The organism is Pseudomonas sp. TSO6 (assembly GCF_056098905.1).
This window is the reverse complement of the sequence record NZ_JBLZWV010000020.1, coordinates 24,845-40,015: the sequence shown is the minus strand read 5'-3', so window position 1 is coordinate 40,015 and position 15,171 is coordinate 24,845. Positions and strand designations below refer to the sequence as shown.

The 15,171-nt window shown below is 58.4% G+C and carries 12 protein-coding genes and 1 pseudogene; 6 read left to right on the top strand and 7 right to left on the bottom strand.

Annotated elements, in window-relative coordinates; all coding sequences use genetic code 11:
- Window positions 1–59 precede the first annotated feature (59 nt).
- Together ACN6NG_RS06105 and ACN6NG_RS06100 are read right to left on the bottom strand one after the other, a co-directional pair.
- On the bottom strand, window positions 60–1,487 hold the full coding sequence (locus tag ACN6NG_RS06105) for a hypothetical protein (protein ID WP_474313216.1): 1,428 nt from the start codon (window positions 1,485–1,487) through the stop codon (window positions 60–62).
- The gene (locus tag ACN6NG_RS06100) at window positions 1,484–3,181 is read right to left on the bottom strand and encodes a VPA1262 family N-terminal domain-containing protein (RefSeq protein WP_474313214.1); all 1,698 of its coding nucleotides are present in this window, start codon (window positions 3,179–3,181) and stop codon (window positions 1,484–1,486) included. The genes ACN6NG_RS06105 and ACN6NG_RS06100 overlap by 4 nt, the downstream gene beginning before the upstream one ends.
- A gap of 694 nt (window positions 3,182–3,875) precedes the next feature.
- Between ACN6NG_RS06100 and ACN6NG_RS06095 the strand changes: the two are divergent.
- A pseudogene (locus ACN6NG_RS06095) lies at window positions 3,876–4,484 on the top strand (mechanosensitive ion channel family protein); the annotation flags it as partial.
- Between the two features lie 42 nt (window positions 4,485–4,526).
- Here ACN6NG_RS06095 and ACN6NG_RS06090 read toward each other — a convergent pair.
- The 3 genes from ACN6NG_RS06090 to ACN6NG_RS06080 all read right to left on the bottom strand — a co-directional run bounded on the left by ACN6NG_RS06090 (window position 4,527) and on the right by ACN6NG_RS06080 (window position 6,747).
- Window positions 4,527–5,402 carry a carboxylate/amino acid/amine transporter gene (locus tag ACN6NG_RS06090; protein WP_064614958.1) on the bottom strand — a complete coding sequence of 292 codons (876 nt, stop codon included), beginning with the start codon at window positions 5,400–5,402 and terminating at the stop codon, window positions 4,527–4,529.
- A 320-nt stretch (window positions 5,403–5,722) separates the two neighbouring features.
- On the bottom strand, window positions 5,723–6,322 hold the full coding sequence (locus tag ACN6NG_RS06085; RefSeq protein WP_063427297.1) for an FMN-dependent NADH-azoreductase: 600 nt from the start codon (window positions 6,320–6,322) through the stop codon (window positions 5,723–5,725).
- 110 nt (window positions 6,323–6,432) lie between these two features.
- Window positions 6,433–6,747, bottom strand: coding sequence for a hypothetical protein (locus ACN6NG_RS06080; protein WP_012051530.1), 315 nt, complete (start codon window positions 6,745–6,747; stop codon window positions 6,433–6,435).
- A 48-nt stretch (window positions 6,748–6,795) separates the two neighbouring features.
- Here ACN6NG_RS06080 and ACN6NG_RS06075 point away from each other — a divergent pair, with 48 nt between their 5' ends.
- The 4 genes from ACN6NG_RS06075 to ACN6NG_RS06060 all read left to right on the top strand — a co-directional run bounded on the left by ACN6NG_RS06075 (window position 6,796) and on the right by ACN6NG_RS06060 (window position 10,991).
- Window positions 6,796–7,719, top strand: coding sequence for a LysR family transcriptional regulator (locus tag ACN6NG_RS06075; RefSeq protein WP_016498438.1), 924 nt, complete (start codon window positions 6,796–6,798; stop codon window positions 7,717–7,719).
- A gap of 12 nt (window positions 7,720–7,731) precedes the next feature.
- A complete protein-coding gene (locus ACN6NG_RS06070; RefSeq protein WP_063427299.1) occupies window positions 7,732–8,544 on the top strand; it encodes an alpha/beta fold hydrolase in 813 nt (270 codons plus the stop codon).
- Window positions 8,538–9,095, top strand: a complete 558-nt coding sequence (locus ACN6NG_RS06065; protein WP_063427301.1) for a peptidylprolyl isomerase — start codon at window positions 8,538–8,540, stop codon at window positions 9,093–9,095. Before ACN6NG_RS06070 ends, ACN6NG_RS06065 begins: the two co-directional genes overlap by 7 nt.
- Before the next feature lie 63 nt (window positions 9,096–9,158).
- The gene (locus ACN6NG_RS06060; protein WP_474313213.1) at window positions 9,159–10,991 is read left to right on the top strand and encodes an ABC transporter ATP-binding protein; all 1,833 of its coding nucleotides are present in this window, start codon (window positions 9,159–9,161) and stop codon (window positions 10,989–10,991) included.
- A 125-nt stretch (window positions 10,992–11,116) separates the two neighbouring features.
- Here ACN6NG_RS06060 and ACN6NG_RS06055 read toward each other — a convergent pair whose 3' ends face one another.
- Window positions 11,117–12,244 (bottom strand): GNAT family N-acetyltransferase, encoded by a 1,128-nt coding sequence (locus tag ACN6NG_RS06055; RefSeq protein WP_063427304.1) that lies wholly within the window; start codon window positions 12,242–12,244, stop codon window positions 11,117–11,119.
- A 262-nt stretch (window positions 12,245–12,506) separates the two neighbouring features.
- Between ACN6NG_RS06055 and ACN6NG_RS06050 the strand changes: the two genes are divergently transcribed.
- Window positions 12,507–13,751, top strand: coding sequence for a putative porin (locus tag ACN6NG_RS06050; RefSeq protein ID WP_019473637.1), 1,245 nt, complete (start codon window positions 12,507–12,509; stop codon window positions 13,749–13,751).
- Between the two features lie 214 nt (window positions 13,752–13,965).
- Here the strand turns inward: ACN6NG_RS06050 and ACN6NG_RS06045 are convergent, their stop codons facing one another.
- Complete coding sequence (locus ACN6NG_RS06045; protein ID WP_063427306.1) at window positions 13,966–15,087, bottom strand: beta-ketoacyl-ACP synthase III; 1,122 nt, start codon at window positions 15,085–15,087, stop codon at window positions 13,966–13,968.
- Window positions 15,088–15,171 lie beyond the last annotated feature (84 nt).

The window sequence follows — 15,171 nt, the reverse complement described above, 5'->3', positions numbered from 1 at the left end:
GCCTGCTTCAAGCAAAACCCTATGAGGGTTCAAAAATATTCAGGCCAATGAACAGTGCATTAAATGGTCAGAAACGTAGGCTTATCAAAGTCTGTGTCGTACCGCAGACTTCGGTAGAGTGAACCATCCTCCCAGGGTGGAGTGGAAAACGAATCTCCTATGTGCCAGTCATTTTGACTAGCACATGCTAATTCGGCTTGTGCGAGGGGCTGATAGGTAGAGGCTAACTTGAATCGTTCCGTCATCGCGGAGCTAGTACTCGGATGCCAGGACTGCTCAAGCAAGATAGCTCGATTTCTTAGCTGCTCGATTAGTTCGTGACGCTGCTTCGCATCAAGGCATTCTACAAAGTAACCTATTACTGCGTAATCAAGAGAGCTTGATGAAATCGAAAACAGATGCTTAGACTTATCTTTTGCATCGAAACCCCAATCTTTCCACCTATCGAAAGATGCCTGCCATAGCCGCTTTCGCTCCTTTAGGGGCGCCCTCTGCCGAAAGACTGATAACGCCGATGCTACCGGTTTCCTAGCCATATCTGGCGTGATCAGTGAAATCGAGCTCACATACATATCGAGCGCCCAGCCCTCAGCCTGCGCTAGCGCACTTCCTAATGCCTCTTGGATTTGAGGGTAGCGAGATGGATATTCATTTATAACCGACAACCAACGTGGCCACTCCGCTGGATTCTTGGAAGCCTCCTGCAACAACAACTCCCATTCGCTAGGGTAGGATTTCAAATTCCGATTGGGACTCGTAATAGTACGATGAAAAGCCCAAAACTTGAATGTCCAGTTCTGGCTCGCCACTGCCAACGGCATGATTTTTTCAATAGGGGCGTGACGTGTGTAGGACGCCACTTCAAAAAAATCTTTTTCACCTTCGATGAGGCTCTGCAGGAGGGGTACATTATACCGGTGCAGTGCAGCTGCCGCCTGGAGCTTTATTGGTGAACGATAGTCCATCCAAAACTGGTCGACTATCCACTCTACCGACTTCCAATCCTTATTGGCAATGTCCTCCTTAATTTCACGGGCATAGCTATCACTACAATAATGCCTATTAATTACTTGCTCGCTATCGACATGACTTTCCTTTATCAAGCCGGCAAGAGCAGCAACAACCCACTCAGGAAGAATGGGATTTATCCTGTGAATCTCATCCCACAGTTGATCATCGCAATCAAGCGCCGCCGCAACTGCTAGTAATTTTGCTAGATCTGCCTCAGGCCTCATCAAACCACAGGGAAAATCGAAAATCTTTCGCACAAGCCAGCAGAATAAACGATCGAACTGTTCAGGCTCACACCCCACGAAGTACTCTCTGCCATTCCACAGAAAAGGGAACTCATCAACTAGATTACTAAGCACCAATTCGAATGCAGCCTCTCCATATTCAAGAAGGGAGAAACCAAGCGATTCAGGCTGCAGAGGCTCAGCACCAGTAATTCTATCCGCGACACCAACTAAAGCCTCTTGCTGCTTCATGAGTACTTCCATATCAGGTGTTCAGGTTTAGCACTTTGATTCCAAAAGCTTTGGAAAGCCTGTAGTACGGGTTCAGGATAGGTTACTTCCTGAACAATACAATGCTGCGCACCAATGTGATTTATCGATGCACCAAGAGACCATACTCGTGTGCGGCCTCGGCCTAACCCTGGGAAAATTAGAAACCTATCATGAAAGCTTTTCTGAATACCCCAGCTCATGCGAAATTCAAGCTTCATACATGGCGAGCCCGTAAAAGCCTGATTCAGTAATTCGTGCTGAGCAGTTATCCATTTCACGCGATCTGGCGCGTCAGCTGGATCGGCCTCAGTTAACTCGTCGTCCGCATCATCTGAGCAGTCCGGACGCCTCTTTGATGGTTTAGCAGACGTTAATCCCCAGAGCTGAGTTCCCGCGTCAGTACAAAAAGCAAGAGTGTTGAGAATGTCGTTTGCCGACAAGTATGGATCCCATAGGTAGACTGCCCCTTGACTGACGGAGCGAATCAGTACGCGCAAATCATCCAACGCTCGAAGCCTCTCATCTTGCCTATTACTTCCTTCAAGGCCATATTGCAAAAATTTACGAGATGCCACCAACTGCTTCATCTTCGCTTTCAGCTGCCTTATTGCTTTCCAATCAACTTCCTCAGGGTGTCGTGGTTGCCGATGATTTCGCCATCCTCCTGAGGGTTCCATCAGCGCGATTTCGTGTGTTTCGACGTCTCCGCTAGGGCCAGTTACTCTGAATCGCCTTGGTGCCTCCATTCCACTACTAGTTTCTGAATAAACACGCCACTTCCCTCCCTGTGCAAACGTAGTTGACGCAGCAAGGAGGATGTTATTTTCCACATCCCATACCGAAAACTGTAAATCCCCGGACGCTTGCGGTATATCTATCACCGTTACACCCTCGCTCAAATCAAAGCGAGTAAGGCAAGAAATTATACCGTCATGCTCAATACGATACTCCGCAAGTATAGCTCGTGGCGAAACGACAGGACTCCAAGCCAAGCATATCTCAAGCGGCCTGTTAGGGCGCCGACGAAACTCGGCAAGCAATGCATTGGCGGGAATTTGGAACAGCACATCGCCTATGCGATCAGGGACACTTGCAAGGTTCAGCGGCACCATAGTCACGAGCCACTCAGATAGCTCTTCGAAAAGCGCCTCTTTACGAACTAAATCCACCAATCTCGACTTACCATCATCCTTGAGCTCAACAAGGTATGACCCAGACCAATAGTTATTCTTTAAAACGGCGTTAAGTGGCACTTCAATCCGCGAGTCCGGAGGGCAAAATACTGGTGAAGCGGCTACTAAATTTCCAACCTCAAGAGCAGGCTGCCCTGGTGGCGCCCAAGTCCCACTACGACCATAAGAGCGGAGACTTGCCATAAGCTCGCCGATATCCACGGGACGCTTTGAAACTCTAAAACTCCACCCATCAAAGCCTTTTAGCTTTTTTGATTTTGCATCTAGAAAAGGCGATTCAGGTGAGATTGGCTTTTCACCCTGTTCCGCCACATAAATAGAGAAGATATTTCGTACAACTTTATTACCATCCGAATCGGCACCAAAAGCAATGACTTCAACTGCTTCAAACCATGTAAACTGGCCCAGCAGACCCGGAGCAATTAAATCATTTAATGCACCAACTGCATCTTTAATATTCTGTAGTCTAGCCTGAGTCATTATCCCCCCGGAGTATTTTGCCTTGCTCGCGACCACCGCCCCTGCCCAGCTCAACTTGGTAGATAAATACCGTAACTCGAACTAACACAGGCCGTTATGACCGGCACTCAAGATCTGATTTATCCGATCACCGTATCATGTGATAGGTGGCCGAAATCCTGGCAGTGTCGAATTAGCCTCTTACTGGAAAGAAACCACATTCAAGGTCAACGGGATGAAAAGCGTATCCCCGCTTACGTCCCACCTTCTGTTCCTGCTCGCCCATGCATGGGTACCTTAGCTATTGAAATTTGTTCGGCAGCGCGACTCGTCAAATCTCAGGCACGATGAAACCTCCCGGATTGATGCTTCGGGATAGTGTCGGTGTCTTCGGTGGCGCAGCTGATCCATGCCATGCTCCTACGGCCCTCCTCGCCTTTCAGGCGAGGGTTACTGGGCATCCGGGTGTCCATACGCAATGGCACAATACTATCGTCATTGCCCTGCTCTGGGGAACCAAGTGCCTTTCCGCTGCGGCTACCTGGTGGGGCTGGGGGCTCGCGTGGTGAGGTGGAGGGGAATGTTTTGGCGGACTTTATGGATTGCAGGAAGGAAGGGTGTCCATGGATTTGAGGAAAAATGGACAATGGACAAAAAAACTTAACCTGTTGATCTACATCACTTCTCAATGTCCATTTCGGATAAGAGCTCACACGTACAGAATTTCGACAAGACCATCGTTTCCATCCCCACCTGGCGCCTGATGAGCGAGTCATTCCGCAATTACCGCGGCATGCAGCAGTCCGGTGGCCGGCGCATCAAGCGCAGCCTGTTCATCGACGCCGCCGGCGTGCGCTTCCTCACCCGCGAAGAAGAACAGCGCTTGAGCCAGGTGCAGCTACTGAGTGACTACCTGGCGGGCAAGCGCCAGGAACTGCAAAACTGGAACGAGGCGCTGGGGCCGGTGGCGGACCTGTCGGCCAACCGCCGCAAGCTGACCAACATCGGCACCTTCCGCGCGTTTGCCCTGGCCTATCTGAAGAACCACCCCAATATTCATCCGAACATGACCTGCATGGTGCGGCAGATGCAGGCCACCGCCGAAGGCGTGCCGCTGGAGATCTACTGCTTCACCACCACCACGGTATGGGCGGATTACGAACGGATCCAGGGGGATATCTTCGACTACCTGCTGGCGGTGTTGCCGGAGTTCGGCTTGAGCCTGTATCAACAGCCGAGTGGCAATGATATGCGCGTGGGGTTGGCCGGGCGCACGGCGGCAGAGCCGATGCCGCGTCGCATTGAAGATATGAGTGAGGCTTGAGATTGCCGGGGCTGCCCTGCAGCCCCCGGATCCAAGGGCGAGTCAGGCCTTGCCGGCCAGCGGCGCCTGTGCGCGCCCACCCAGGCGGCTCAGCCACACCGACGCCAGGATGATCCCCCCGCCGATCAACAGCCGCCCCAGCGGCTCGTGCTGGTTCCAGATCAACAGGTTCAGCAGCAGCCCCACCGGCACATGCAGGTTGTTCATCACCGCCAGCGTACCGCCAGAAACCAGGCATGCACCTTTGTTCCACCAGTACAGCCCCAGCGCCGTCGGACACAGCCCCAGGAACAACAGCACCAGCCATTGCACGTCAGTGCTCGGCAAGTGCTGGGTATTGCCGAACAGCAGGAAGGCCGGCAGCACCACCAGCAAGGCACCGAGGTAGAAGTAACCGAAGCGGGCGTAGTGTGGCAGGTCGCTGGGGTGGCGAGCGACCAGGTGACGGTACAGCACCTGGCCGGCAGCGTAGGTGAAGTTGGCCAGTTGCAGCAGCAGGAAGCCGATGAAAAACTCGCCGCTGATGCTGTCGAAGCGGATCACGGCAGCACCGGCCACGGCGACCAGCGCGGCCACTAGCGCCCAAGCGTTGAAGCGCCGGTTCAGGGCATCTTCGATCAAGGTCACGTGTAGCGGCGTGAGGATCGTGAACAGCAGCACCTCCGGTACGGTAAGCACGCGGAAGCTCAGGTACAGGCAGACATAGGTGATGCCGTACTGCAGCGCGCCAATCAGCAGCATGGAACGCATGAAGCGTGGCTCGACCTGGCGCCAGCGGGTCAGCGGCAGGAACACCAGGCCGGCCAGCAGCACCCTGGCGAGCACTGCGAAATAGCTGTCGACGTGCCCGGCCAGGTACTCGCCGATCAAGCTGAAGGAAAACGCCTGGATCAGCGCGACGATTATCAGGTAGCCCATGGTTGCCTCTCGTGAATCAAGGCCGCGACCTTAGCGGGTTGCAGCGAATGAGTTCAACCATGAGGAATGTAGGGGTGACGGCGAACGCGGTCTTTGTGGGAGCGGCCTTGTGTCGCGAAAGGGGTGCGAAGCGCCCCCAGGATTTCTGCACAGCAGCACATATTGCCGGGGCTGCTTTGCAGCCCTTTCGCGACACAAGGCCGCTCCTACACAGAGCACAAGCAGACCGCATATGCACAAAAAATAAAAAAGCCCGGCCATTGGCCGGGCAGTACACCCAAAGGAGCAAAAACAGGTGTCAGGGTTGGGAATTCAGAACCTCAGGCCACCGCCGCCAGTTTGGCCTTGGCCTGGTTGACGCCTTTCTCGTGGAACTCGCCGCTCATGTTCAGGCCTTCGGCATGGATGAAGTCGACATCGTGGATGCCGATGAACGCCATCACCTGGCGCAGGTACGGTTCCTGGTGGTCGCTGGTGGCGCCGGTATGGATACCGCCACGGGCAGTCAGGACCACGGCGCGCTTGCCGGTCAGCAGGCCCTGCGGGCCAGTGGGGGTGTACTTGAAGGTGATGCCGGCACGCAACACGTGGTCCAGCCAGGCCTTGAGGGTGCTGGGGATGGTGAAGTTGTACATCGGCGCAGCCATGACCAACACGTCGGCTGCCAGCAATTCATCAGTCAGTTCATTGGAACGGGCCAGGGCCTCAAGTTCGGCGGCGCTGCGCTGTTCTTCCGGCTTCATCCAGCCACCCAGCAGGTTGGCGTCCAGGTGCGGCACCGGGTTTACGGCCAGGTCACGCACAGTAATCTGATCAGCCGGGTGAGCGGCCTGCCATTGCTGAATGAAATCACGGGTCAGCTGACGGGAAACGGAATCCTGCTGGCGGGCGCTGCTTTCGATGATCAGTACGCGGGACATGGGGGTGCCTCCATCGGCAAAAAGGGTGCGATTCGATGGAGGTGAGATTAAGGCTTGACCTATCGATAAAAAAGCGTAAAAAGTGGGTTCAATCAATCGATTAATCAGTTTTATTCCGCGCTGCAGTTCAAGGCGATCCGCAGTTTGATGATCTGCCGATTGAATTTGGCGGTGACATCGACGCTTTTGCCGGCCGGAACGTTCACCCGGCGTACCCGCGGTGCTTCTGGGCCGTTGCGGAAGGTGACCTTGCACGCCGCCGGTACTTGCCCATAGTTGTTCAGGGTAATGGCGCCAATGTCGTAGGCCGTGTCATAGGCGGTGTAGTCGAGCTTGACCCCGGTCAGTTCCTTCTCCACATCGATGGGATAAGCCATGGCCCCGAGGGGCAGGCACATCAGTATTGCCGCACAACATTTCTTCATGGGCCGCTCTCCTTGAAAGAGCGCAGCTTAGGACAACAGGAGCGAAAGATGAAAGCGCCGCGCGTAACCCTTGACCAGTGGCGGACCCTGCAAGCAGTGGTCGATCACGGTGGGTTTGCCCAGGCCGCCGAGGCACTGCACCGTTCGCAGTCCTCGGTCAGCTACACGGTGGCCCGCATGCAGGAACAACTGGGCGTGCCATTGCTGCGCATCGACGGCCGCAAGGCGGTACTCACCGAGGCGGGCAACGTGCTGCTGCGCCGCTCACGCCACCTGGTCAAGCAGGCCAGCCAGCTCGAAGACCTTGCCCACCACATGGAACAAGGCTGGGAAGCCGAGGTGCGGCTGGTGGTCGATGCCGCCTACCCCAGTGCGCGGCTAGTACGTGCCTTGGCCGCGTTCATGCCGCAAAGCCGCGGCTGCCGGGTGCGCCTGCGTGAAGAAGTATTGTCTGGCGTAGAAGAAGTGATGCACGAAGGTATCGCCGACCTGGCCATCAGCAGCTACAGCATTGGCGGCTACCTGGGCGCCGAGCTGAGCGCGGTGGAGTTCGTCGCCGTCGCCCATCCTGAACACAGCCTGCACCGCCTGGGCCGGGAACTTACCTTCCAGGACCTGGAAAGCCAGTTGCAGGTGGTGATTCGCGACTCCGGCCGCGCACAGCCACGCGACGTTGGCTGGCTGGGTGCCGAGCAGCGCTGGACGGTCGGCAGCCTGGGCACCGCCGCCACCTTCGTCAGCAGCGGCCTGGGCTTTGCCTGGCTGCCCCGGCACATGATCGAGCGCGAGCTGACTGAAGGCGTGCTCAAACCGCTGCAACTGGATCAGGGTGGCAGCCGCCACCCACTGTTCTACCTTTATTCGAGCAAAGAGAAGACCTTGGGCCCGGCCACGCAGATTCTCATCGACCTGCTGCGCAACTTCGACACTGCGCCACTGGACGTGCCTTTCGCAGCCCCCCCGCAAGCTTGAGAGAACCAGCCCATGGCCTATTTCGAACACGAAGGATGCGCAATGCATTACGAGGAATATGGCCAAGGCGAACCCTTGGTGTTGCTGCACGGCCTGGGGTCCAGCTGCCAGGACTGGGAGTTGCAGGTGCCGGTGCTCAGCCGCCATTACCGGGTGATCCTCATGGACATCCGCGGCCACGGCCGCTCCGACAAGCCGCGCGACGGTTACCAGATCGCCACCTTCAGTGCCGACCTGCTGGCCCTGCTCGAACACCTGCACACAGGCCCGGTGCACTTCGTTGGCCTGTCCATGGGCGGCATGGTGGGTTTTCAGTTCGCTGTCGACCACCCGCAGTGGCTGCGCAGCCTGTGCATCGTCAACAGCGCCCCCGAGGTCAAGCGCCGCACCCGCAGTGACTGGGCCTGGTGGCTCAAGCGCTGGGGCCTGGCGCGCCTGCTCAGTGTCGAAACCGTCGGCAAGGGCCTGGCCGAGCGCCTGTTCCCCAAGCCCCATCAAGCAGACCTGCGGCAGAAGATGGCCCAGCGCTGGGCACGCAACGACAAGCGCGCCTACCTCAAGAGCTTCGACGCCATCGTCGACTGGGGCGTGCAGGAACGCATCGGGCAGATCCACTGTCCTACCCTGGTGATCGCCGCCGACCACGATTACACCCCGATACAACTGAAAGAGCGTTACGTGGCCCTGATGCCCAACGCCAGGCTGGTCGTCGTCGACGATTCCCGGCACGCTACGCCACTCGATCAACCCGAGGTCTTCAACCAGACCCTGCTGCAGTTCCTTGCAGCCGCTTCCACCTCTCAAGGATCTTTGAGCCCATGCTGAAAAAACTCCTGCTCACCGCCTGCTCGGTCGCCTTCGCCACCAGCGTCATGGCCTCCGACAAGACCCCGCACGTCATGCTCGACACCAGTTTCGGCCAGGTCGAAATCGAGCTGAACGCCGAGAAGGCGCCGATCAGTACCAAGAACTTCCTCGAGTACGTCGACAGCGGCTTCTACAACAACACCATTTTCCACCGTGTGATCCCCGGCTTCATGGTCCAGGGCGGCGGTTTTACTGACCAGATGGTACAGAAGAACACCAACGACCCGATCAAGAACGAGGCCAGCAATGGCCTGCTGAACACCCGCGGCACCTTGTCGATGGCGCGCACCTCCGACCCGAACTCGGCCACCAGCCAGTTCTTCATCAACGTGGCCGACAACGACTTCCTCAACCCGGGCCGAGACCGTGGCTACGCCGTGTTCGGCAAGGTGACCAAGGGCATGGAAGTGGTCGACCAGATCGTCAACTCGCCCACCACCATCAAAAAAGGCATGCGTGATGTACCGGCCGACCCGGTCTACATCAAGTCGGCCAAACGCATCGACTGACCGCAGGCTGCACAGGGACGTGCAACCGCCTGAGGGCCGGATGGAACAGGAGTGTCGTTACCCATGCTGTACCGTCGTTTTGAACAGCTGATCGATATCTTTCGCGAAGCACCCAGTGAATCGCCCCCCACCACCGTGTGGCCGTTCTACCTGTATTACCTGCGCCAGGTCTGGCCCAGCTTCCTCGCCCTGTTAGTCGTCGGCTTGTTCGCCTCGCTGATCGAGGTGGCAATGTTCAGCTACCTCAGCCGCATCATCGACCTGGCCCAGGGCACGCCGAATGCCAGCTTCTTCAGCGAGCACAGCGGTGAACTGATCTGGATGCTGGTGGTGATCCTGCTGCTGCGGCCGTTGTTCTTCGGCCTGCACGACCTGCTGGTACACCAGACCATCAACCCCGGCATGACCAGCCTGATCCGCTGGCAAAACCACACCTATGTGCTCAAGCAGAGCCTTAACTTCTTCCAGAGCGACTTCGCCGGGCGCATTGCCCAGCGCATCATGCAGACCGGCAACTCGCTACGTGACTCCGCCGTGCAGGCGGTGGAAGCGTTGTGGCATGTGCTGATCTATGCGATCACCTCGCTGGTGCTGTTTGCAGAAGCCGACTGGCGCCTGATGCTGCCGCTGCTGGTCTGGATCGCCGGCTACATCGCCGCGCTGTTCTACTTCGTGCCACGGGTCAAGGAGCGCTCTGTGATCTCCTCCGACGCCCGCTCCAAGCTGATGGGGCGCATCGTCGACGGCTACACCAACATCGCGACGCTGAAGCTGTTCGCCCACACCGACTACGAGCAGCAGTACGCACGTGAAGCGATCCGCGAGCAAACCGAGAAAACCCAGCTGGCCTCGCGGGTGATCACCAGCATGGATGTGGTCATCACCACCCTCAACGGCCTGCTGGTGGTCGCCACCACGGGCCTGGCGCTATGGCTGTGGAGCCAGTCGCTGATCACCGTTGGCGCCATCGCCCTGGCCACCGGCCTGGTGATCCGCATCGTCAACATGTCGGGCTGGATCATGTGGGTGGTCAACGGCATTTTCGAGAATATCGGCATGGTCCAGGACGGCCTGCAGACCATCGCCCAGCCGGTTACCGTCACCGACCCGCCCAACGCGCCGGCGCTCAAGGTCAGCCGCGGCGCGGTGCATTTCGATGATGTCGACTTCCACTATGGCAAGGCTGCCAATGTGATCGAAGGGCTCGACCTGAACATTCGCCCGGGCGAAAAAATCGGCCTGATCGGCCCATCCGGGGCAGGCAAGTCGACCTTGGTGAACCTGCTGCTACGCCTGTATGACGTGCAGGGCGGGCGCATCCTCATCGATGGCCAGAACATTGCCGAAGTGAGCCAGGCCAGCCTGCGCGCACAAATCGGCATGATCACCCAGGACACCTCGTTGCTGCACCGCTCGATCCGCGACAACCTGCTGTACGGCCGCCCCGATGCCAGCGAGGCAGAGTTGCACGAGGCGGTTCGCCGCGCCCGCGCCGACGAGTTCATCCCGCAACTGTCGGACGCCCAGGGGCGCACCGGCTTCGATGCCCATGTGGGTGAGCGTGGGGTCAAGTTGTCGGGCGGCCAGCGCCAGCGCATCGCCATCGCCCGGGTGCTGTTGAAGAATGCACCGATCCTGATCATGGACGAAGCCACTTCGGCGCTGGACTCGGAGGTGGAGGCCGCCATTCAGGAAAGCCTGGAGACGCTGATGCAGGGCAAGACGGTGATCGCCATTGCCCACCGGCTGTCGACCATTGCGCGGATGGACCGGCTGGTGGTGCTGGACAAGGGCCGGATTGTCGAAAGTGGCAGCCACGCTGAGTTGCTGGAGCAACAAGGGTTGTATGCCCGGTTGTGGCACCACCAGACCGGGGGCTTTGTCGGGGTCGATTGAGTACTGCACCGGCCCTATCGCCGGCAAGCCAGCTCCCACAATTACTCCACAGATCTCAAGGCCTGTGGTAATCCTGTGGGAGCTGGCTTGCCGGTGATAGGGCCATTACAAGCAATACAAAACCCTCAGTCCCGGCGGTAGGGCAACATCCCCCTCGCCTCCTCGGCATACCCCTTCACCCCTTCCCGCTCCTGCAGCAGAAAATCCTCCACCGCCCGCCGCAACCCCGGGTGCAGCAGGTAATGCCAGGACCGCGTCAACACAGGCTCAAACCCGCGTATCAGCTTGTGCTCGCCCTGCGCCCCGGCATCGAAACGCTGGTAACCCTCGGCAATGGCAAAATCCATGCCCTGGTAGAAACACGTTTCGAAATGCAGCCGGTCGAACTCATCCAGGCACCCCCAGTAACGGCCAAACAGGCTGTCACCCCCCACCAGGCTCAAGGCCATCGCTACATCGCGCCCACCCTGACGGGCCATCACCACACGCAACGCCTCGGGCATGCGTTCGGCCAGCAGGCTGAAAAACTCGCGGGTCAGGTAAGGCGCGCGTCGGCGCACCGCATAGGTGTTGGCATAACACTGAAAGACGAAATCCCACTGTGCCTCGTCCAGTTCATCACCGCGGTACCAACGGAATTCGATGCCCTGCCCCGCCACCTGCTCACGCTCCTTGCGCATCTGCTTGCGCTTGCGCGAGCTCAGGCTGTCGAGAAAATCCTGAAAGTCGCGGTAGCCCCGGTTTTGCCAGTGGAACTGACAGCCCAGGCGCTCCAACCACCCTGGCAGGCCCGACAACTGCGTGTCCAGCGCCGGGTCGGTGAAGTTGATGTGCGCACCGGAAAGCCCACCCTTGCCCAGATACTCCGGCAGGGCCTGCAGCATCAGCAAACCGTCAGCCGGGTCGGCCGTCAGCAGGCGTGGGCCGCTGACCGGGCTGAACGGCACAGCGCCGAGCAGCTTGGGGTAGTAGGCAATGCCGGCCCGCTCACAGGCATCGGCCCAGCCATGATCGAACACATACTCGCCAAACGAATGCCACTTGCGGTACGCCGGCAACAGTGCCCGCACCTGCCCGTCACGCTCCAGCACCAGGTGCTCGGCGGCCCAGCCGGTGTTTCGCTGCACGCTACCGCTGTCTTCCATCGCGCTGAGGAAGGCATGGCGCAGGAACGGTTGGCCGGCCGGCACCAGGGCATCCCAGGTGGCCGCCGGAAGATCACGCAAATGGGCAAGGCTATACAGGCTGGTCACGGTTTCGGCTCGCTGTCTGAAGGCCCTCAGTATCCCCAAGGATGGCCCGGCACTCAAATGACGAACGCCGGGCTGATCCTTTTATTCTCAATTACTTAACAGCAGTGCCACTAATTAGACATTAATCTGTCATTGGCCCCCGCAATACTTGCGCCTGTTTTCCGGAACCCCAGAACCTGTCTATTCAGGCCCTTTCCGAAGACATGCCAACGCAGGGGCAGGCGCTTGAGCCTCCCCCATTTTTTTCAGTAGGGAGAACCTTATGCGTCTTGTTTCTACACTTACCGGAGTGAGCCTCACCGGCATGATGCTGGCTCTGAGCGCCCCGGCCAGTGCTGCTGTCGACGCCAAGCTGCTCGAAATGCTCCGCGCCAACGGCTCGATCAACCAGGCGCAGTACAACGAACTGCAGGGCGACCTGGCAAAAGAAACCAAGGAAAAGGCCGACCAGAAAGCTCAGTCCGAACGCATGAGCTCGTTTGAACAAAAAGTGGCATGGGCCGCCAAGACCCAGATCAAGGGTGACGTGCGCCTGCGTTACGAAGACGTCAACGTCGATGACCCGAACAGCAGCAGCGGCAACCAGGACCGCCAGCGAGTGCGTGCCCGTGTCGGCTTCTACAGCGAGATCAACCCGCAGGTCGACGCCGGCGTTCGTATAGCCACCGGCAGCAGCGCCGACCGGCGCTCGACCAACCAGAGCCTCGACAACTACTTTGACAAGAAGTCGCTGTGGGTCGACCTCGCCTACCTCGACTGGCACCCTACTGCAGTCCCTAACCTGCACCTCATTGGCGGCAAGATGCCACAGCCTTGGGTAAGCATGGGCGACATCATCTGGGATAGCGACATCAACCCGGAAGGTGTGGCTGCCACTTACAAGGCTGACCTGGGCGGAGCCGAAGTCTTTGCCAGCGCGGGTCAGTACACCCTGAAAGACAACGTCGATGGTGATGGTGTCCAGTACAAGCACGATGCGCAGGTTTACCACGGCCAGTTGGGCGCCAAGTTCGCCCCTGCTGACGTGCTCAAGCTCACCGTGGGTGCCAGCATCTATGGTTACGACAACGACAAGGAAGCAGCCATCCTGCAGTCGTTCGGCAACACCACCAACGAGTTCAATCTGGTGGAAGGCTTTGGCCAGATCGATTTCACCGGCTTGGCCATTCCATTGTCGGCCTATGGTCAGTATGTGAAGAATACCGAGAGCACCGATGGCGAAGATCAAGCCTGGCTGGCTGGTTTGAAAACCAAGGTGGGAGCCTGGAGCCTGGACTACAACTACCGCGATGTGCAGCGTAACGCGGTGGTCAGCCTGTTCACCGATTCGGACTTTGGCAACGGCTTCACCGGTTCGCGTGGTCACAAGTTCAAGGTCGGTTACGAGATCGACAAGAACTTCTCCCTGGGTGCTGCCTACCTGATGGCCAAGACAGATCTGTCGCAGCTGCCGAACAGCAATGCTGACGTAGACACCCTGCAGGTGGACCTGGAAGCCAAGTTCTAAGCGGCAACCTCTCTGCTTCACGCTGAAGCGGGAAACGCCGACCCCATCCGGCGTTTCCCGCTTTTTTTTGCCTGTGAAATTGTAAGGGGCTGCTTTGCAGCCCATTCGCAGCACAAGGCTGCTCCTACAGGGGGACGCGATCCCTTGTAGGAGCAGCCTTGTGCTGCGAATGGGCCGCAAAGCGGCCCCGGCTATCTCGGATCAGATCAAGCAATCAGCGCTTGCGCAGAATCACGCTACCAATCGAATACCCCGCACCAAACGAACTCAACACGCCCAGCGAGCCCTTGGCCAGGTCATCCTGATAAAGGTGGAAGGCAATCACCGACCCCGCCGAACTGGTGTTGGCATAACGGTCGAGAATCACCGGTGCATCTTCCTCGGCCACTTCACGCCCCAGCAGCTTCTTGACGATCAGGTGGTTCATGCTGAGGTTCGCCTGGTGCAGCCAGAAGCGCTTCACATCGCTCGGTTGCAGGCCGTTTTCCTGCAGGTGCTCACCGATCAGCTCGGCCACTTTCGGGCACACCTCGCGGAACACCTTGCGGCCTTCCTGGATGAACAGTTTGTCTGCCGCACCCTCACCCTCTTCCGCCGCACGGTTGAGGAAGCCGAAGTTGTTGCGGATGTTGTTGGAAAACTCGGTCCACAACTTGCTGCTGACGATGTCGAACTGATGCGCCGAGGTGGCCTGGTCGGCACGCTCGATCAGCACCGCCGTGGCGGCATCACCGAAAATGAAGTGGCTGTCACGGTCACGGAAGTTCAGGTGGCCAGTGCACACCTCCGGGTTGACCATCAGTACCGCGCGCGCCTGGCCCAGGGCCACGCTGTTGGCGGCGGTCTGGATGCCGAAGGTGGCCGACGAGCAGGCCACGTTCATGTCGAAGGCAAAGCCCTGGATGCCCAGCGCCTGTTGTACTTCGATAGCAATGGCCGGGTATGGGCGCTGCAAGTTGGAGCAGGCGACGATCACCCCGTCGACATCGGCAGCCGTGCGGCCGGCGCGCTCCAGGGCCTGGCGAGCGGCGGCCACGGCCATTTCGCAGAGCACCGACGGTTCGTCGTTGGAACGCTCTGGCAGGCGTGGTTTCATGCGCTGGGGGTCGAGGATGCCGGCCTTGTCCATGACGAAGCGGCTCTTGATGCCCGAGGCCTTTTCGATGAACGCCGCGTCGGACAACGGCGCCGCTTCGATTTCACCGCGCTCGATGGCGGCGGCGTTGTCCTGGTTGAACTGTTGCGCCCAGGCGTTGAAAGAGGCCACCAGTTCTTCGTTGGAAATGCTCTGGGCCGGGGTATACAGGCCGGTGCCGCTGATCACGACGTTATGCACGGTCGTTCCTCTGGTCAAAGGCCATCGCCACGGGGCGCTGGCTGGAAATATGGCAGGTTAATGGCACTTTAGTGCCAATTTAGG